Origin of the sequence: Bartonella koehlerae C-29 (assembly GCF_000706625.1) — a bacterium.
Classification (GTDB): Bacteria; Pseudomonadota; Alphaproteobacteria; order Rhizobiales; family Rhizobiaceae; genus Bartonella; species Bartonella koehlerae.
This window is the reverse complement of record NZ_KL407334.1, coordinates 1,633,933-1,654,937: the sequence shown is the minus strand read 5'-3', so window position 1 is coordinate 1,654,937 and position 21,005 is coordinate 1,633,933. Positions and strand designations below refer to the sequence as shown.

The 21,005-nt window shown below is 36.9% G+C and carries 4 protein-coding genes and 2 pseudogenes; 2 read left to right on the top strand and 4 right to left on the bottom strand.

What is annotated here, in order from left to right; all coding sequences use genetic code 11:
* Window positions 1-52 precede the first annotated feature (52 nt).
* The gene (locus O9A_RS06985) at window positions 53-997 is read right to left on the bottom strand and encodes a siderophore ABC transporter substrate-binding protein (protein ID WP_195890932.1); all 945 of its coding nucleotides are present in this window, start codon (window positions 995-997) and stop codon (window positions 53-55) included.
* Between the two features lie 224 nt (window positions 998-1,221).
* On the opposite strand from O9A_RS06985, the gene O9A_RS06980 reads away from it, so the two are divergent.
* Both O9A_RS06980 and O9A_RS06975 read left to right on the top strand, forming a co-directional pair.
* Window positions 1,222-8,121 (top strand): autotransporter outer membrane beta-barrel domain-containing protein, encoded by a 6,900-nt coding sequence (locus O9A_RS06980; RefSeq protein WP_034460014.1) that lies wholly within the window; start codon window positions 1,222-1,224, stop codon window positions 8,119-8,121.
* Between the two features lie 705 nt (window positions 8,122-8,826).
* Complete coding sequence (locus O9A_RS06975; RefSeq protein WP_034460012.1) at window positions 8,827-11,997, top strand: autotransporter outer membrane beta-barrel domain-containing protein; 3,171 nt, start codon at window positions 8,827-8,829, stop codon at window positions 11,995-11,997.
* 1,612 nt (window positions 11,998-13,609) lie between these two features.
* On the opposite strand, the pseudogene O9A_RS06970 reads toward O9A_RS06975, so the two are convergent.
* From O9A_RS06970 to O9A_RS06960, 3 genes and pseudogenes are all read right to left on the bottom strand, one after another.
* Window positions 13,610-14,583, bottom strand: a pseudogene (locus O9A_RS06970) (WD40 repeat domain-containing protein).
* Between the two features lie 10 nt (window positions 14,584-14,593).
* A pseudogene (locus O9A_RS06965) lies at window positions 14,594-15,621 on the bottom strand (CobW family GTP-binding protein).
* 15 nt (window positions 15,622-15,636) lie between these two features.
* Window positions 15,637-16,377 (bottom strand): creatininase family protein, encoded by a 741-nt coding sequence (locus O9A_RS06960; protein ID WP_034460009.1) that lies wholly within the window; start codon window positions 16,375-16,377, stop codon window positions 15,637-15,639.
* Window positions 16,378-21,005 lie beyond the last annotated feature (4,628 nt).

Genomic DNA, 21,005 nt, shown 5'->3' with positions numbered 1-21,005 from the left:
GGCTGCTTGTAGACAACCTCTGCTTTTAAGTTTTATTTCTACAGCAATCAAGCTATTTGTGTGTTTTATTTGCTTTTGTAAAGGCTTCATTGATTTGTTGTACTGTTTCATTCAGTCCAGTTAGACCACCACTTGCAAGATACCAGCTCCAAGAGTCTAAATAAATAATTTGGTTTTTTTTGCCAGCTGTTGTCTGTTGAACAAGTTCATTGTTGAGCAGTTGTTGTGCAGATTGTCCTTCTCGTCCGATCGCTGCATCTCGATCAATAACCAATAGCCAGTCAGGATTAGTTTCGAGAATAAACTCAGGAGAAATGAGCTGTCCATGTTTTTGTACAGTAATTTTATCGGTTGCAGGAGCAATTCCAAATGCGGAATGGAAAATATCAAAACGTGATTTTAGACCTAAAGCACTGATTTTTCCACCAGAGGTCATAAGTATAAGCCCTGTACCCTTCTTTTGAGTGTTTTTACGGACTTCGGCTAAATTTTCATTGAGTTTCACAATTTCTTGTTCAGCTTCCTTTTCTTTGCCGAAAATCTTCCCAAGAATAGACACATTCCGTTCAATCTCTTCGAGAGCGTTCTGATTCCCTAATGTTAGATCAATAGTTGGAGCGATTTTGGATAAGTCTTTATACTTGGCTTGAGTGCGTGAGGAAATAATAATGAGATCGGGTTGAAGGGTAGCAATCTTCTCATAATTTGGCTCGAATAGAGAACCAATTTTTTCATATTCTGCATTATTAAATTGTTGCAAATAAGTAGGTTTTCTCCCTTCAGGAACGCCGACAATTGCTTTGATTCCAAGATGATTCATATTATCAAGCGTTGCAAGGTCAAATACGATAACCTTTTTAGGAGAAGTAGGAACAGCAGTGGTGCCTGAAGCATGATTAATGGTTACATGTGCATTCACACTTGCCCATGAATATGTTGCACAGCTGATTGCTACAACCAAGAGAGAAGTTACTCGTTTTAGATATTTTATCAGCATCATTTCATCCTTTTATCCTGTTAATACTTAAAGCAGCTATTGAGTTAAAAAGTTTAATTTAGGCTATTTATGCACAAAATGATAAATTAATAAAAAACATTATGTTGTAAATCTATCTAACATATGTTAAAAACCAGCCGCTCATCTCATTTTTTACTCAATTCTAGAAATTTTAACTAAATCTAGTGTTTTTACAAGATGTCTTAATTTAGAAAGTTGGATATATGATTAATGTATTGAAAAATCGTACCCGTTTGTGTGCTCTTACAACGAGTGCTCTCTTCTTTTTACAAAGTGCAGATGTTTCTATGGGAGCTGGTTGGTGGACGTTCTCTTTTCCCTCATTCTCTCTTCCTTCATTCTCATCATTGTCCTTACCTTTTGGAGGGCAATCTGCCTATCCTGTACCTGAGCTCTCTGATTCCGTATCCGTATCTGGGTCTGTAAGTCCTTCTTTACCTATATCTAGTGAACCTGTAATTAATTCTAGAGGGGGATATAGAGTAAGTGGTGTTATGAGTTCCAAATCTGTTGGAATTACCCCTGTTTTGAATCAATCTATTTATGCTTGTAATTCTAGTAATGAAAATGCTCCCGCTGTTCCTGGTACTATACGGGGTGATGTGCGGAATCGAGTAGGTGTGCCAGGTGGTGTAGCAGGTGTGCCAGGTGGTGTAGCAGGTGTGCCAGGTGGTGTAGCAGGTGTGCCAGGTGGTGTAGCAGGTGTATCAGATGGTTTAGCAGGTGTGCCAGGTGGTATGCCATCTATTAGTTTGGGTGTTCCAAGTAGAACAGCAAGAGCAGCAAGATCTGCTGTGCCTAGTTTTGCAAATGGAGAGCTGGCTACTACGCTGGATACTTTATCAAGTGATAGGATGGTATCGGGCGGTATTCCAGGGGCAGGAATGGCGGTGCCTGCGATAGCGCGAAATGGTGGTTTAGGAGAAGTGCCAGATGGTATGCTGTTAGTGCGAGATGATTTGAAAGGAGCTGCGCAAGGTGGTGTTGATGGCATACCGAATAGTGTACTAGATACTATGTCAGAGATTTTACCAGGTGGTGTAATGCCTGGTGTCAGTGTAAGTGCACCAGTTGGTAAAGGTGTAGGAGCTGTAGATGTTTTAACAAGAGCTGGGTTAGCAGATTTTTTCAATAGTGGTGAGCGAATATATAGGCCTATTTCTTGTGATCGAGGTGGAGTATACAAAATAACAGGGGGGACGATTATGGCGGAGGAGGGGGAGACTGCCGTATCTATAAAGGGAGATGCGTTTGCAGATAAGATACAAGGTGTTGCTGACTTGAATCAAGATATAGTTGTTAATTTGGATAATGTATCCATTAAAGGTATCAGAGAACATCTTACTGATAGTTTGTCTCAAGTTAATTTGAAAAATATTGTTAATTTAGCTTTCATTAATTCTGATGATGATTATGATAATAACGAAGTGGGGTATGTTGCCGTACGAGTAGAAGGTGTTAAAGAAGGTAAAATTACAAAAGTTGACTTAAATAACTCAAATATTCAAGGCTTTTTTATTGGTCTTCAAGCTAAAGGGTTTGGGAAGATCTATATGACAGAGGGGGCTATTGAGGATGTTTATGTAGGTGCTGTCGCTAGCGAGGGTGGAGAGATCTTTTTAGGGGATGTAGATATTAATGCTACAGCAATTGGTCTATTGAGCTCTGGACCATCTGTTATAGGGATGAAGTCTGGAATAATTACTGTAGAAGAGGGTGGAATAGGAATTATATCAGAAAAAGGAGGAGTTGTTCAATTAGATGGAGTTACTGTTCAGGCTGGTGGAGAAGAGGGCCGTGATTCTAAGGAAATAAGTATTGGATTATTATCACGTGGGGGCAGTGTTTCCTTTAATAATGGAAAATTTGAAGGCTTTAATAATGTTGCATTGTGGGTAAGTGATGACTTTAACGGTAATATCTTTGAAGTTTCTGACCAAAAGGGAGTGGATATCAATCAGTATGGCATTAGTGGTAGTGTTTTCGATAGTGGGGTTTTTGCTGAGGTAATTCCGATTGGATCGAAATATGATGCTGTCTATGATGACGTTATCTATGATAGTAGTGAATCTAAACATATTGAAGTTGCAAATTCTATAGGGCAAGCTTTAAAGAGTAAAGAAATTCTTGAAGATTATGATGAGGAAGATGAAGAGGAAGAGGAAGAAGAAGAACCTAAGAATTTTAACTTAACAGTTTCTGATATTCAAAATTCAACTATTAAAGTGAATGGTAATTCTTATGGTATATATTTTAATAAGGATGAAATAGCGGATACATCAAATTCAGTTCAGGGTGAACAACAGGTTTTAGAGAATCAGCAAGGAGGAGGTAATGAAGATAGATTGCATGCAGTTCTTTTAAAAAATACTGCTTTCAGAGTTCCTGATGGTGTGGCTGTTTATGGTGATAATTTGGATGGTTACGTCGTTGTAAAAGATGAATCAACTCTTTCTGGTGGTTTATTCTTAAGAGCTGAGGCTGGTTCAAATCTGTCTGTTTTTGTTGATGATTCTATAATTATGGGGGCTGCTCGCACCGATAAAGATTCTCATGCGAAGCTTTTTTTATCTGGGGGATCGGAGTGGTACTTAACAGAGAATTTATATAATCGTTTGGAAAATTCAGATATAGGTTGCGTGGATTCATGTATTTCGTCTATAAAACTTACTAATAGTAATATTAGATTTTCTTTAAAAAATGAGAATACACATAAAGTTGGAGGAATTGAGTATCGAACCCTTCGTATTGGAAATGGGGAAGGGACAGTTTACAGTGCTTCTGGTGATTCTAAAATTTACTTTAATGCTAATCTAATGCCTAGTGATACGGAGAGTTCTCAAGTATCTGATAGATTGCTGATTCATGGTAATGTTGATGGAAAAACAACGGTATATGTAACAGACACTTCAGATGATAGTACTCAACAAAGTCAAGATGTGCCTCATAGTATTTCAATGATTCAGGTTTTTGGGGATGCAGAGAAGGATTCTTTTAAGCTGAACGGTGATTATATTACACGAGAAGGATTGCCTTATCAGTATGTTCTTCGTGCTTATGGTCCAACTACACCTCCAAAGATGCAGTATTTCGATAGGAAATTGATTAAGAGTAGTGAAGTTTGGGATTTTCGTTTAGAAAACCAATATGTTATACCTCTTGTTTCTGGGTATACTACTGCGACTAATTTTCAACCTATTTTTAAGCCTAGATCGCGTGTTTTACTTGCTTCTACTGTTAAACCTGATGCTAGTGTTGCTAGGAGTGAATCCGTTGCTAGGAGTGAATCCAATGCTGCTGAGTTTGTGATGCCTCCTATTGCAGATCCTTCTGAAGATTCTGTGTCTGTAGTATCTTCTATACTTGGAAGATCTGAAACTAATGCTTTACCTCAGAGTTCTGTGCCTGTGGTGTCTAATGAATTTGAGAGATCTAAACCTAATGCAGTGCTTGTAGTGCCTGCGGTATTGTACGAATCCAGACCTTTCGAATATCCTAGGGATAAGGATTATGTCTTCCAAAGGAGTAACGGCACGTTTTATAGGGTGTGTTCTCGGGGTGATTCTATAAGTATGCTTGCCTTATCATCTCCTACTAGTAATGCGAAGTGTAATCGAGCGGATTATATGTCTGATAATATTAGGGGATCTAAGACATCTGAACCTGTTGTAGTGAAGGTAATACCTGAAGAATTATACGATCCTAAAAATACCGTTATTAATGCGGGGGCTATCATACAAAAACGTGATGGGACTTTCAGGCGGCCTTGTCCTGATGGGCGTTTTTTAAATTTATCATCTCCTACTGATAAACTTCAATGTAGTTCTAGTGTGAGTGATGTATCTGATAATTCTATATCTGTAGTAAATACTCAGTCTTCTTCACTTGGGAGATCTGAACCAGGAGATGAGGTTTTTGTAGTTTCTAATCTTTCCTCCGTTGAGACTTCTACTGCTTCCGCTGAGGCTGATAATTCTGCAGAACTTGGAAAATCTGCAGAGATTGAAAAATCTGAATCTGTAGTGTCTAGACCTTCTCTTGATTCGTCTAGTTTGAATCAATCTAGGATTCCTATATCAGCTGTTCAATCTTCTGAATCACCTCAGAGTTCTGTTTTTTTTGTGTCTAAGGTGCCAGCACCTATAAATTCAGTTGCTTTAGCGCCTACTGTCTCCGCACAGCCGGTTTTCGCAAAACCTGGTGAACCTGTTGGACGTGTTTTTCTGCTTAATAATGTTGATAGGGGAACTGTTTCTGGTGCGTGTAGTGATATAGAAAATAATGGTGTAGGGAATTCGCAAACTGCTTATTCATGCAATGATGGTCGAACACATGAAGTGACAGGTCTTACACTGAAGGCAAGTGATGCAACTCAGCATCCTATGTATGCAGAAGGTCAGAATACGATTATTAATCTAAATGATGCTACCATTATTGGTGCGGATTCTTTTGATGAAGATAATGTTGATTTTACTAAATTACAGGTTGCAAGTGCTGTGCTTGCGGAAAATGGGGCAGAGATTATTTTGCAACAAGACTCCGAAGTACAATCTTCTATGATTGGGCTTGAAGCGCAAAGAGGTGGGAAAATTGAGATGATCGATGGGACGGTCAGAACTCTTTATGTAGGGGCTTTGGCAGGTTCCGAGTCGTTTATTAATTTAAGTAATACGGAAATTAGTGTAATGGGGGATTTGGCTGTAGCTGGTCTTGCTAGTAATGCTGGTGAAATAACCATGAATTCTGGGTCGATTACTCTTACAGGGGGAGTGGCAGTTAGGTCGGAATCGGGTGGAAGTGTTCAATTAGACAACGTTAATATTATTGCGGTAAAAGAGAAAGAGCAGTCGGATACAACAGAGATCTTTGGGCGTGCGGCTTTCTTGTTGAATGATCGTGGTTCTATTGAATTCGCTAATGGTTATGTTTTTACTGATGCTAATGGTTTGTGGTTGAGGAATAGTGATGTTTCCGTTGAAGACGGTGCTTTTGATACTGTTACTTCCAGAAGAAAAAGATCTTCTGATGTTCGTCCTTCTCTGAATCGTGCTCATATCGAATTCGCTAGTATTAAAGTGGAGGGTGATGGGTTATATGGCATATACTTTGATGGGGGCAAACGAAGAGAAGATAATCAGCAGAATCGAAATAAAGTTCTAGAGGAATCTGTTGCAGAATTATCTAGAAAAGAAAGGACTGTTGAGGAAGTAAGTGTTGTTAAACGAAGTACTGTATTTCAAAACGAGAAGACACCTATAGGTATAACAGGGGTGGTTTCATTGAAAAAAACTAGATTTGAAGTCCCGAATGGTACAGCTATTTATGGTAATAATTCTGGTGGTCAGATTTTATTAGAACAGGACACAATTCTTTCTGGTGGTTTGTTGTTGAGTGCTGAGAATAATTCTAATATATCGATTTCAGTTGATAACTCTATTATTGAAGGTGGTGCGCGCGTTGATAAAGGTTCTTATGCCAAATTGGACTTGATCAATAAATCAGACTGGATTCTAAAAAGAGGTGTACAGAGAAATTTTGTAACTCCGGATTCAGAGTGTGTGGATTCGTGTGTTTCTTCTATAAGACTTGTAAATAGTGTTATTGATTTTGTGCCTCCGGAATCTGACGATCTGTATCAGACTGTCCACATTGGAACTGGGAATGGCAAGGTTTATGAGGCGGAGGGCGATGTTACAATTTATCTCAATGCACGTTTAAACCCCAATGATCCTAGTAATAAGCAAGTAACTGATAGATTTGTCATTCATGGTGATGTTTCTGGTAAAACAAGAGTACAGGTACGAGGTGTTTCGGGTACTGTAGGAGAAGGTAACGATAACAGCCGGATTGCTCACAGTGTTTCAATTATTCAGGTTTATGGACAGGCGGAGAAAGATTCTTTCCAATTGGATGGTAATTATGTTGCATTAGAGAATTCGCCTTACAAATATGTTCTTCGTTCTTATGGTCCAGAGGTAACTGCAAAACAGGAGAATATTGAACAGAAATTTATGAAGGACGGTGGAGATTTTTGGGATTTTCGTCTAGAGAATCAATATGTTAAGCCTACAGTTCCTACTGATGGATTTGATTTCCCTGAACGATCTGATGGATTTATTCTCCCTGAACGCATTGTCAGGTCTGTTGTTCCGCAAGTACCGACTTATCTTCTCTTACCCAATAGCTTATTCCATGTTGGTTTGATGGATATTGGCAATCAAAATAAGCAGTTGGAGACATTGCGGATGAATGCCGGTGGAATGTTGGAAATTCATGAAAATCCTGCTTTGTTCTTGCGTGGTTATGGTGGTCATTACCGTTATGCCTCAGATCTGTCTGCACTTGAATATGGCTATGGGGGATATCTTCGTTATAACGCTGTTAAGGCTGGCATTTTGCTAAAAACACTCGAGAGTGCAGATAATGTGGTATCTTTTGGGGTTATGGGTTCTTATGGAAAGCTTTCTCTACAACCTAAAAATGTTAAACATAGTGAGGAAAGTGCCTTTGATAAATGGTCTGTAACAGCATATAGCACTTTGCAGCATGATGCGGGTTTTTATGTAGATGGACTTTTATCTTATGGTCTGTTCAAAGGAGATGTGGTCACTCTTGCCCGTGGCAAGACAGCAACATTAAAGAGCAAACCTCTTAGTGTTTCATTGACAGGTGGTCAGTCATTTGCAACAGGATATGAAGGTTTTGTTGTTGATCCGCAAGTTCAGGTTGTTTATCAAAATCTCCAGTTTGATAAGGCCCGTGATATCGATAACTTTGATATTGAGATGGGAAAGCTTGATCAATGGGTTGCACGTGTTGGTGGACGTTTAAGCAAGGCTCCGACAGGATCTGAGGGGATAAACGCTACTTCCTTCTATGGTAAGCTTTATCTTGTCCATGGTTTTAGAAAAAAACAATCTGTGCATTTCAAAGATGCTTTCCGGTTAGGTGCCTTTGGTTCTTCCTTAGAAGCTGGATTAGGCTTTAATGCTCGGTTGTCTCCAAAGTTTGTACTTCACGGTGATGTTGTTTATCAGCAGAAGCTTACGAAGGCTGGCTTTTCAGGAGCGAGTTTTTCTGGGGGACTGCGTTATCAGTTTTAGGCTACCGAGCAAATATATACTTTGATATAAGAGGCAGCACAGTGTGCTGCCTTTTTGATTTATAAAACTTACGTTGATTTCTTAAAAGATTCTTATTCTTTTGATATTCATCAAAAAATCATAATATTTTTTTGTTTTTCACGTAAAAGCAGCTAAAGACCGTAGCATTTTCTTTTCATGCTACAATGAGTGAATTTTCTTAAGATCTTTGCTAGTCATGATACGATGCCGAAGTGTCTGATTTTATTCGAGGACATTTTGAATAGGTTCCTGTGTGGGTGTGTAATATCCTACTTTATATGGTATTTGATGTCTCTGCCCTATAGTTACTTAAGCTAGGTTTTCTAGAGTTTGTCTTTTTATTGATTTTAGCAATCTTTTTCATTTCATATTTTTTGGTAATTCTTTTTAGTTTCACAACGATAGATTGTTTATGCAATTAATTGCACCTAATGATTTTATTTTTGCTTTACACCAAATACGGAATGTATTATACACCTAAAGATTGCGTATATAAATTATTCTCTTATTAGTAGTTTTTGTGTTGCAAGGAAGTCTTCCGTTTAATTCATTTGAATAATGCGTTGCGCCAGTCAAATGAGCCGTAGATGCATCCTTTGGGTGAGAGTGTTGAAGGAGTAAGCGGGATGTTTTTACGAATGCTTTTATTTTTAATGAGAGGGGAAGAAAAGTTTCGAGGGAACTATGATTAAAGTGTTTAGAAATCATGTGTGTTTATGTACTGTCACGACCGCTATTCTTTCTTTCCTACAAAATGGAATAGGAATTGGTGCTAGTGCTCAGGGTGATGATTATAAGATTAGTGTTAGCTCTATATATCCTGGACAGTTTTATGAGATCAGTGTTACCCCTGTGCAAAATGGTGTCTCCTATATGTCCACTCTTAACCTTTCTGGGAGGAGAATTAGTAGCCTTAATGGTCTTAGCAGTGATAATCTTGGTGCTAGTAGAGGTGATAGCGGATCTGGTAGTAGCAATTCTAGTGGACATCTTAGTGGGAATAACGCTGGACACATTCTTAGTGGAGAGGGTGGGGATAAAAGTGTTAGCAGATATGTTTATGTTAAAGATGAAAAGGTTGGTGATCAGCCGAGCAGGCTTATGATATATGATGGATTATATTATATGTGCAATGATTGCGGAACGGAAAAAATTGGGTATCAGTATTATGAGATTACGCATGAGAATGCTAAATTTTCCTCTAATACTGCGATAACAGTAAAGGGGAGAGATAGTAGAGTTGATGGGGAGAATGTAACTGTTCACAGTCAAGTTTATGATAAACCTTTTACACGTGGTGTCTCTGTATCAGAGGATGGCAAGATTGTTTTGACAAATCCAACTCTCAAGAATGTACATGTAGCCTTTTATGCTAGTGATGGGATAATTGAGGTACGTCAGGGGACTATTGAGGCAAATCATAAGGCAGTTGAGGCAATAGGGAACTCGTTTGTTGTTTTAGAGGATACAGAAATTAAGACGGGTAATGGAAAGGCGGGCCTTTTGAGTTATGACCGTTCAGAAGTTTGGATGGCAGGCGGATCAGTTGATTTCATGAATAGTCATGGGGTTTCTTCGACACTAGGTGGAAAGATTAATCTCGATGCTGTTAAGATTACTGGAAATAGTAAAGAAAAAAATTCAAATAATTATGCGGTTTTGCATACGGATTTAGGTGGTCCTATTAATTTAGATGGTACGACTATTAATGCTATGAATGTTCATGGAATCTTATCAGAAAACACAGTTCGTACTTCAAATTCCATTTTGCAGTTTGGAGCTGAAGATTCTAGGCCGAAAATTTCTGTGACTGAGGTTAATCTCACATCTGCTTCTGTTACAGTGAATGGAGAGGCATCATACGGTATATATTTTCGGGGAGAAAAGCTGAGCGAAAGATTCGAGAATAGAGAAAATCTAGAGGAGGAAAAAAAGCTACCTAGATTGGAAGCTATTAATTTGAGACAGACAATGTTTTCTGTTCCAGACAGTGTGGCTCTTTATAGTATCGATAGTACTTATGGTGTTGTTAATTTAATGCAAAGTACCCTTTCAGGGCGGTCATTGTTAAGGGCTGAGAGGGGGGCCTTGGTGAAAGTTTTAGCCAGTGCTTCTACCCTTGAAGGGAAAGCCTCTGTTGATGATCGTTCTACCGCTGAGCTCTATTTAGGTGCTGGTTCGACATGGATTTTAAAACAAACACAAGAGACGGATTCGCGTGAATCTGATTTTACAAATCATTCATCTGTTTCATTTCTGCTTCTTATGAATGATAGTTCCGTTAATTTTAAAAAACTGAAATCTGCTTCGACTTATCATTATCAAACACTCAATATTGGGAATGGGATGAACACAGTTTATAAGGTGCAGGATGGGGGGAATATTTACCTTAACACATATCTGAATGAGGGAGGAGATCGTGAAAAGCAAAAGACTGATCGTGTTTTGATACATGGTGATGTTTCTGGTACAACGGTAGTCCATGTACGCGGTATGCCAGGAAGTTCAGGGGAATCTACGGGTAGTGGTGGAAATGAACAAGGGATTTCAATCATTCAGGTTTCTGGAAAGGCAAATAAAAATTCTTTTCAGTTAGATGGCGGTTATGTCACTGCGCAGCACTCACCTTATCAGTATATGCTTTATGCTTATGGTCCAGAATCTGATTTAGGAGAGGCGCATTCCAATCAAAGATTAGTTAAAGGCGAGGGAAAATTTTGGGATTTTCGCCTCGAAAATAGGTATATTGATGATCATAAACCTGGGCCAGCGCCGGCTCCTGGACCTGTTCCAAAACCTATTCCTGAACCAGGACCTCGTCCAGAGCTAGGCCCTTCTCCTGGACCATTTCCGGAACCAACTCCGCCGCCTCGTCTTGAACCGGGAGTTAAAGCAGTTGTTCCGCAAGTTCCGACCTATTTGCTTTTGCCAAATGCCCTGTTTCATGCTGGTTTGATAGATGTTAGCAATCAAGGTAAGCGGTTAGAAGTTTTACGCACTGTTTCTGGTGGATACTTGCAAAATGAGGAAAATCCTGCCTTTTTTGTGCGCAGTTACGGTGGAAGTCATCGTTATGCCTCAAATCTTTCTGCGTTGGAATATGGTTATGGGGGTGAGCTTGGCTATAATGCAATCGAAGCTGGTATTTTACTGAAAACAATCGAGGGTGAACATAGTAATACCTCTTTTGGAGTTATGGGGACTTATGGAAAACTTTCTCTGCAACCTTTAGATGTAGAACAAAGTCAAAAAAGTGTCTTTGATAAATGGTCTGTAACAGCATATAGCACTTTGCAGCATGATGCGGGCTTTTATGTAGATGGACTTTTATCCTATGGTGTGTTTAAGGGTGATGTCCATACTCTTGCCCGTGGCAAGACGGCAACATTAAAGGGCAAGCCTCTCAGTGTTTCAGTGACTACTGGTAAAGCGTTTGTGGTAGGAGAGGAAGGTTTTATTTTTGATCCGCAGGTTCAAGCTATTTATCAGCATATTCAGTTTGATAAGGCCCGTGATATTGACGATTTTGAGATTGCACTGGGGAAATTGGATCAATGGACGATGCGTGTTGGTGGACGTTTAACAAAGGCCCTAGCTGCAACCGAAGAGGCGCGTGTTGTTTCCTTTTATGGCAAGCTTCATCTTGCACATAGTTTTGGGGAAAAACAATTTGTTTATTTTAAAGATGCTTTTCAGTTGGGTGGCTTTGGTTCTTCTGTAGAAGCAGGATTAGGCTTTAATGCCCGGTTATCTTCAAAGTTTTCTCTTCATGGTGATTTGGTTTATCAGCAGAAGCTTACTAAGGCGGGTTTTTCTGGAACTAGTTTTTCGGGTGGACTGCGGTATCAGTTCTAGGATATGAGACAATATGTATTATGATATAAAAGGCAGCACAATGTGCTGCCTTTTAATTTCTTCAAATCTCTATTACTTTATCTAAATGCTTCTCTGTTTATTGATGAAAGAACCCACATTATGTGATTTCTTTAGTTTATGATTGAAAACGTTTAGTAATTGTATGGTTTCTTCTACGCTACAATAGGTCTTTTAAAGATTTTTATCATTTATAATGATGACATGGGATTAGCAATTCCATTTTGGTTTTATGCATCTTGCAAGATTGTATGCGTGATGCTCATTGTGTAATGTTGTAAAAGGTTGTTTGTTTTGATCTTTTTTATGTCAAGATAAGTGATCAGAATTGTTTCTTAGGGAGCTTTCCTGTTCTTTTTTGACTCTCTCTTTACCAGTTTTGGTGTAAACTCATGAGTTTTCGTTGTGAGCTTATTGTTTATGGTTTGTTTTAATTTTTCTTTTATAAAAGTACTATAAAAGTACAAAATGTGCTAATTTTTATAGACGGTCAATGCGCCATTCTACTTTCTTCTTTTATAAGATATTTCTTTGGATCTTTATTTAAGAAATACTGATACTTTAAAGAAAGGAGAAGGGTGTTTGAGGTAAAATAGTGACGGAAATATTTTAAAAATGTGCTTTACTATATTTTAAAGGTTATGATTTTTTGCACGTTATAAATGCCAATGTGCCTTTTGAAACAGGTAGATCTCTATACATTATCTTCATGACTACGGTAGCGTAAGAAGGTATTAAAGCCACTCACCACCCTCTTTACGCTTATAAAGGTATAAACCGGCACTATCATTCTCTTTGCCAGCTCAAAATGTTGCGATAACCCTCGGCACTTGAGACGGTTCATGAGAAACATTTTCTCTCCTTTTTCTGAAGAGTTTTTATTCACATGTTCATCCCACTTGTGATGTGCAAACGAATGGTTTTGAGTGATTCACTATGAGAGGGTTTGAGAGGAGAGAATCTTACGATATTCGGGTTTTATATTCAAGTTGAATAATTCTGAATTATCTTTGTAAATCAATATATTGATTTCTCAATGAGAGTGCTGAAAAGAGAAAGAGGGGATAAGCAGAAAGCTTGAAAAACTACATACTAGGATTTTGCATAAAACAAGGGTTATGATTAAAATGATGTTTTCCGTTGATTCAAGGTTTTTTTAGAAAGAAATTTTACGCCATTTTTGATTCAGTTTTTTCAAGTATGATCAGATTTTCTTTTAAATTATCAAAAAATTTAAAGAAACAATACAGAGTTTCATTCCTCTGATATTATGTATAGGGATATTACCAATGGTAAAGACACGATTTTCAGAAGTTTTTAGGGGATAGTGCTTTTATGAAAGTCTGTAGCATAGCACAAGTTTATGTAGGGGTTGGGTGTTATTTTATAGCCTCTTAAGGGAGGGATGCTTTCACCCATCTGGGAGGGAAGACAGCAATATTCAAAGGTAAATAGCTCAGATATTTTAAAGGTCTTTTCTTGTTTGAGGCGTTTGGTTTTTCTTGAGAGAGGAAGGGGATTTTGTTGCTCAATCATCTTTCGGAGGCCGAGTGATTGTTTTTATCTGCAACGATTGTTATTGCTGATGCTTTTCTTAAGACGAGATATTTATAACACCACATTCACCACTTTCACTACCAAAGGCTAGGTTGTGTCCTGTTTTGTCCCAATTTAGCACTGAAATAGCGCTTTTCCCACAATCTTTTAAGAGGATTTCTTTTTCATCGCGAAAATGTGCGCACAAAATCATTCCATCATTGAAGCCTATTGCTACAATTTCTTCGCTTGGGTGGCATGCAACGCTGCTGACAAGTACATTTGCTCGTGCGCCGAGTTCTAGTGGTGCTTTTCCTATGGGGCCATCTTTTGTATGAAACGGCCACACAATTGCTGCTGATGCACCTGATGTTGCTAACCATTTTCCTTTTTGGCTCCAAGACCAACTTTTGACTTTGCTTGGGTAACCACTTCATGCGTAAATGCTGATGATTTGTGAGGCGCCAACCATGGAGGGAATTTTCTTGCATAGTAGAAATGACATAGCGATTGTCTGGTGAGAAGATAACGCCACAATGTGCTCCTTTCCATGCCAATATGGTGGGAGATGTTTGCGTTGATAACCAATGCAGGGTAATACCGTTGTAATGGGCAACGGCGAGTCGTAAACCTTTGGGAGCGAAAGCAAGACCTTCTACATTGCGTTTATGAAGAAGCTCTTGGAATCCTTGGCCGGGATTTGCCCATGCAGTGTGTGAAGAGGCAAAGGCACAAACTTTTTGTGGTCCAAAAGCAACATTGTTTATCCATTTACGTTCTTGTTTGCTTAGCACTTGTGTATGACTATCTGCTGTTGTGTGGCATACCTTTCCATCTTCTCCACCTGTAATGATAGCAGTGTTATCATGAGAAAAATGGCTAGAAATTATTCCCTGGTGAATTTCAATGCTTTGAGGGGTTGGCTTTTAAAAAAACAATGAAACCTTCAACTGAAACGAAAGCTGGTTTATTGCCTATAAAACCACAGGAAAGGCAATAACTTTGGAGATCGTAATTGGTAATTCTTGGCATTATTATTCACTTACGCACAATTTTCAAAACCAGTTTTAAGTTGTTCAGCATCAAGGGTAAGGCCAATAAAAACAAGTCGGCTTTCACGTTTTTCATCTTCACGCCATGGACGCTGGTGCTGTCCTTCAAGGATCATGTGTATGCCTTGAATAACATAACGATCATTATCTCCTTGAAAAGCGATAATCCCCTTTAAACGCAAAATATCAGGACCTTTTTGCTGAGTAACTTGTTGGATCCATGGGAAAACTTTTCTGGTTGAAGGGCACCTGTTTTTAAACTTACAGAAGTTATCGTAATATTGTGAAGGGCAGATATGGGATGATGTGCATGATCATGATGGCAATCGGGACCACATATATGGTTGGAATGTTGGTGATCAAGAAAATGGTGATCATTCTCTAAAACACGTTGTAGATCAAATGAACCACGATCGAGGAGTTTCTCAAAGGGGATGTTTGCACGCTTTGTTGTATAAATTACGGCCCGTGGATTAATTGCCAAAATGAGTGATTCAGCCTGTATACGTTCTTTTGCACTCACAAGATCAATCTTATTTAAAAGAATAATATCAGCAAAGGCAATTTGCTCTTCAGCTTCTCGGCTTTTTTTAAGTTGGAGCGCAAGCTGCTTCGCATCAACGACTGCTATGACACTGTCGAGTGCTGTTTTTTCATGTACAGTATCATCCATAAAAAAAGTTTGTGCAACAGGAACTGGGTCAGCAAGCCCTGTTGTTTCTATAATGATAGCATCAAATCGATGAGAGCTTTGCATCAGACTTTCTAAAATGCGAATAAGATCGCCGCGTACGGTATAGCAAACACAGCCATTATTCATTTCATAAATTTCTTCATCCGATTCAACGATAAGGTCATTGTCAATGCCAATTTCACCAAATTCATTGACAATGACTGCATAACGTCTGCCGTAGTTTTCACTGAGAATGCGATTGAGAAGAGTGGTTTTCCCTGAGCCAAGATAACCTGTGAGAACTGTACCAGGAAGTTTATCAGGCGTATTTTGCGTCTTTTCCATGGTTGCGCCTTTTTATCATAATGCGTCTATTTTAAATCGATTAATATCATCAAGTAAACCACGAAGCCCACCAAGTACATGAGAAAAAATTGCTTCTCCTGCTTGTGATGTTGCTTCACGTGCATTGCCTGCTGCTCCCTGTAGGTTAAGATCACGCATTGTCCATCCAAAGGCATGGGGACCATAGGCGCGTAAGTACTGATAATTGGCAATCATATCAGCCTGCTTATTATAAAAATTTTTGGCTTTTTCCATATGCACTTTTTCTGGTGCTAAATAGAGCATTAAGGAGGTTTCAATAAACCCTCCATGGATATCAAGATGGTGTTTAGACGGATGCATTAAACCGTGCGGCAATCCAAAACGGGTCCAGCTTGTCGCTACCGCTAGCATGGAAAAACGTCTTCGTAATTCAGTGATCACAATGCTCATTAAAGGTGAATTACCTCCATGAGCGTTGAGAAGAAGAAAACGCTTGATACCTTTACGATAGCAGTTCTCACCAATGTTTATCCATCGTTCGATAGCCTCAGAAAAGGTGAGTGTTTGTGTACCAGAGATATCCATATGTTCTATCGAATAGCCAATCTTTTCAACCGGTAAGAGCGCGATATCAAACTGCTTTTTCGTTTGGACAGTAAGCGCTTTTGCAAAAGCTTTGGCAATAATCCAGTCGGTTTCAAAGGGGAGATGATCTCCATGATATTCATGGGCGCCCAAGGGTAAAAGAGCAAGAAAAGGCATATCAGATATCATGAATTTATTACACAAAAAAAGTCACCAGATGCCGAATGGTCAAAGATTCTGGAGTCTCTTTTATCAATTCTAATTTATATGACAGAGAAAAGCAAATAAGGGCATTTTCACAGCAAATATCTTTGTGATAAAGAGGAAGAGCTTTGTCAAAAAGAATGGAAATATTTTTTAAAAAATCACCTCAATTTTTGATACAAGATGAAATATTCAAAGAGTGGGTATTTTGGTGAGACTTTTTGATGAGTGCTTTTGTTTTTGTAAAATGAGTCTCAAAGCTATCAAATATTCTAGATGATCATATTATAAAAAATAAATTTTTCTCATCTGTCTCTTAAAAATTCAAGTTGAGATAAAGTTGCGAATATTCTTCTTTTTGTTCTATGGAGAGAGAATAATTAGAGTATTTTTGTTGAAGTGTCTGAAGAAAAGACACAAATTATTGCGAAGATTGTGGCTATACAGACTTTTTTAAATCAAGATTCTTGCTCTCCTTTATCAGGGGGATTGTATCAATGTGACAAAAGGATAGAAAGCGTTCGTTGCACAAGTTTATTTTTGCCAATTTTATATAGTGCATTAACAGATTTTAATGTTCATGAGGAAAAATGATTATAAAGTAATGCGTAGAACCTGCATTAGATGAAGTCACGTAATCAGAGAGAGCTTGATGCGCTCTAGCGTGCTAAAGAATAAATACCGTTGAACAGCTGATAAAATGATTAAGATGGGAATTAAAATGGGGGCTAAAAGCATAGATACTTTGCATTATTGTAGGGTGCATGCCATTGTGTTGCACCTTTACGCGCTTTTTTATAGAAACATCTCTTAATGCACCCGATCTTATTTTACAACAGTGTTCGTGGAGGGTATAATGGTAAAACCATTTGGCACCTCCCTCTTTATACTTACGAAAGTACAAGCTGGCACCATTCTTTACTTTGTTAAGCTCACAATGTTTCGACAACCTTTGTATTGAGATAGTTCATGAGAGGCATTTTTACTCCTTTCTTGAAGTGTTTTTATTCACACTCCAATCCTGCTTGTGAGATGCAAACGAAGGGTTTTTATTGATTTACCATGAGAGGGGGCGAGATGGGAGAATCTTACGATATTCAGAGCTCTTATTTAAGGTGAGAAAACGATAAATTATTTTTATAAATCAATATTTATATCAATTCTGTTAACAGGTCTATCGCTGGATGTTCCGAAGAATGATACACTTTATTTGAAAGTGAGGAAAATTTTTCGTTTTAGCTGTTATTACACTTACCAAAACTGATGAAAATATGAAGAATGAAAAAAATAATAAAGAAATGCAAGCATAGTATATTTCTTTTTATCTATAAAAATTTCTCTTGCGTCTGCGTCATTATAAGAAAGAGAGTCTTTTTGTTATTGACTAAAAGGAGTGAATTATTGAGTTTTTTGATTTATGTTTGAAAGTGCTTAATAATGTATTGTTTTCTCTTGTACTAAAATGAATTTTCTCAAGGTTTTTAGCGATGATGTTTTGGTAGAGATGAGCGATAGAGTTTAACTTGTAGTCTTTTAATAAAATAGTGTGTTTTGTTTTTTATGTGCATTGATATTTTCAATATCGCTTTTCATGGTGCGCTGACTTTTCGGCAAACTTACTTAAGAGGATACTTCAAAACGCAGTTTCCTGGTTGCTTTTTCCAGCAATTCTCCTTCATGTCTTTGATCAATTGTTTTTTTAAAATTTTAATTATGTCTTTACATTGGATACATAATGTAATCACTCTATGAAAAAGCATCCCTTTTGTAATATATCGTATTATACTTTATATTTTGAAATAGCTGCTTAAATACGATTTTGGTTTTTATAACTGTGAATAGTCTTGCACTTTTTCGGTAAAGAATAAAGAGGAGCAAAGAAGCTATGTTTAAAGGATTTAAAAATCGTTTGTTTTTATATATTTCACAGTGTTTATTTTCTTTTTTTCACAAACTTTAGAGAGTTATGCAAAGATTGAGAAAGATTTCTTTCAAAAGGTAATGTTTCTTATTGCTCCGGAGGAAAATAGAGTTACTGAAATGATCGATATGCTGATGATCTGCACTCTTGAAGAGAAAAAGAGATTAACTTTTATGAAAGTGAAGCAAAAAAATCTTTTCAGCAGTTTGGGGGCTCATCTCATTTTTTATGATGTTCTTTTTATTGGGTTGCAACTAGTGTGCCTAGCACTTTAATGTTTTTCGTGCTGTTGTTGTAAATCTAGTTAATTTCCTTATTTTATTGGTATTTTGTTATTTTTGAAAAGCAATCTCTTGAGCGGTTTACATTGTAATCAAATAAGAGTGTTGTTGTATTGTTTTACTAAAGTCATTATAGGGTGTTTTCTGAATATATATTGCTGAAAATATATCGATTGATGTCTTTTTGTTTGAAAATAGAGATCTTCAGTTTTCTTTTATAGTTTATAGCTGTTTTGTAGAAGAATAGCAGTCCATGGTTGATGCTCTTCATGGATATGGATTTGTTTTAGCGTCATTTCTTTATTTATCAGAAAGCTCATTTCTCAGTTTTGTCTCTGAATGATAGAGTGAAAAATCCACTAAACAACATTTTAGTTTACGTTGATGAAATAACAGATAAGTGAAATAATAGACAAAGGCTATTACTATATTCACATTTTTTAATGTTACACTGATTTTCTATTAAAAAAAATCATAATAGAAATCTTAATTCCTTTCTTAATAGATTTTCCACTCCACATTACTTTATTTTATGAAGTGTAAGCCAAATTTTTTTTTAATGATTCTGAATCAGAGAGGATAAAATGAGAAAAACTCCATTTATTAGCTGTTTTCATTGAATATGAAGAATGATTAATGAGAGTTGTAGTCAATTTATGATTTTTTTAAATGAATAGACTCTTTTGATCTTAAGGAAAATAAGAAAAGTATTTTATTCTTTAATTTGCAATTCGCATATAAAAGCGTTTGATAAGTGTATCATTACTTCTTTTTATAAAAGATATCTTTGTAAAGATTTTTCTAATGATAATTCGCTACATATTAGCAATAGAATTTGATTTTTTGAGGTGTGATTTTTAGTAATAGCTGATTAAATCTATAATAACGCATTTGATTTATGATTAATTTTTTTACCAATATTGGTTTCTATGATATTACGAATTTCAGATAGATCGTCCTGTATTTCTCTTTAAGGAAAGAATTTTTCTGATGCATTTATTAATTATTTGTAATTTCTATCTTTGATGAATAAATTTTTTTTGAAAATTTTAATTATTTTATTTTATATGTCTTTACATATAACACATAATGTATTATACATATAATATAATATATCAAACTGTGTTATATATTAAAATTAAATGCTTAAATGAAAATTATGTTTTTATATATTTGAATAGTTTTCACTTCTTCAGTGAAGAAAAAGAGGAGCAAAAGAAAGCTATGTTCAAAATATTTTAAAATTGTGTATACTTATGTTTTTATACAGTATTTATTCTTTTTGTATAAACCGTAGAAAGTAATATGCGTATTCAATAAAGAGGGGTTGTTGTTGTATTAGAGAAAAATGCAGGTATGAGGTCGGTAGATGTGCTTGTTATCGAGGATGCTAGGGGACGTGAGAAATAAGTTAATTCTCTTTGAGGAAAGTCGAGAAAGACTCTTTATTTGATATACTTTGGGGCGCTATTGGTTTTGTTTCATTGTTAGCTTCTTTGGTTATGGCAAATGTGCGTGATGTTATAGTATCTATTATGACTTTGTTCTGTTAAATTTGGTAGGAGATCTCTCTTTTGTTTGTATGTTCCGTATCACTTCATTATTTTTGAAGAATCAATATCTAAATCAGTCATGCTGAATCCGATAAGGGGAAAGAGATGTTGGTTGGGATTATTGAAAACGTATAAAATATTTTCTTGATATGCTTCAGTAAACTCTAATAATATTTTTCCTAAAAAGTAAGCTTCAGAGTGCTTTCTTTTAAAGCTGATAGCTCTTTAAAAAGCTTGTTCCTGTTTTCCAATAACTGAAAAACAGGAGAAGGTACAAATCCTTATCTATTTCACTGTTTCTTTTTAAGTTCAGCTTTATGGCTTGCAAAAGCAGAGAGAAAGCAATATTTTTTAATTGTAGGAATTGCGCGGTTTCTCAAGCCTATGTTTGTGGTATTCTTTTAAGGCAATTCATGAAGAAGAACGCACCATTACACTGTTCAAACCAACACTTTATTTTATAATAATAATTTATTGTTTTGCAACTTGAATTAGAACTACGAATATCGTAAAGTTCTGTCATTTTAAATTTGTTTATATTGAATCAATCAAAATTATTTGTTTACACGTCACAAGCGTGGTTTGGTGTGTGGATAAAAATATTTAAAGAAAGGAGTAAAAATGCCTCTCATGAACCGTCTCAATGTAAAGGCTGTAACGCCACAACATTTTGAGTTGGTAAAGAGCATGATAGTGCAGGTTTGCACCTTTATGATTCTTTTTGAGAGAAACACTTTATTTTCTTGGCGGCGATCGTGGAGAGTATAACACAGGATTTCTTGGGCAATATCACCTTTACGCTTATAAAGTTAAGCGAGCACCTTTCCAATGTTGTCTGTCTGCTCTTGTCTTGAGATG

What these genes read in the sequence shown, in the direction of transcription:
- O9A_RS06975 (WP_034460012.1), top strand. Translation starts at nt 8,827, where the DNA reads ATGATTAAAGTGTTTAGAAATCATGTGTGTTTATGTACTGTCACGACC.
- O9A_RS06960 (WP_034460009.1), bottom strand. Translation starts at nt 16,377, where the DNA reads ATGATATCTGATATGCCTTTTCTTGCTCTTTTACCCTTGGGCGCCCAT.
- O9A_RS06985 (WP_195890932.1), bottom strand. Translation starts at nt 997, where the DNA reads ATGCTGATAAAATATCTAAAACGAGTAACTTCTCTCTTGGTTGTAGCA.
- O9A_RS06980 (WP_034460014.1), top strand. Translation starts at nt 1,222, where the DNA reads ATGATTAATGTATTGAAAAATCGTACCCGTTTGTGTGCTCTTACAACG.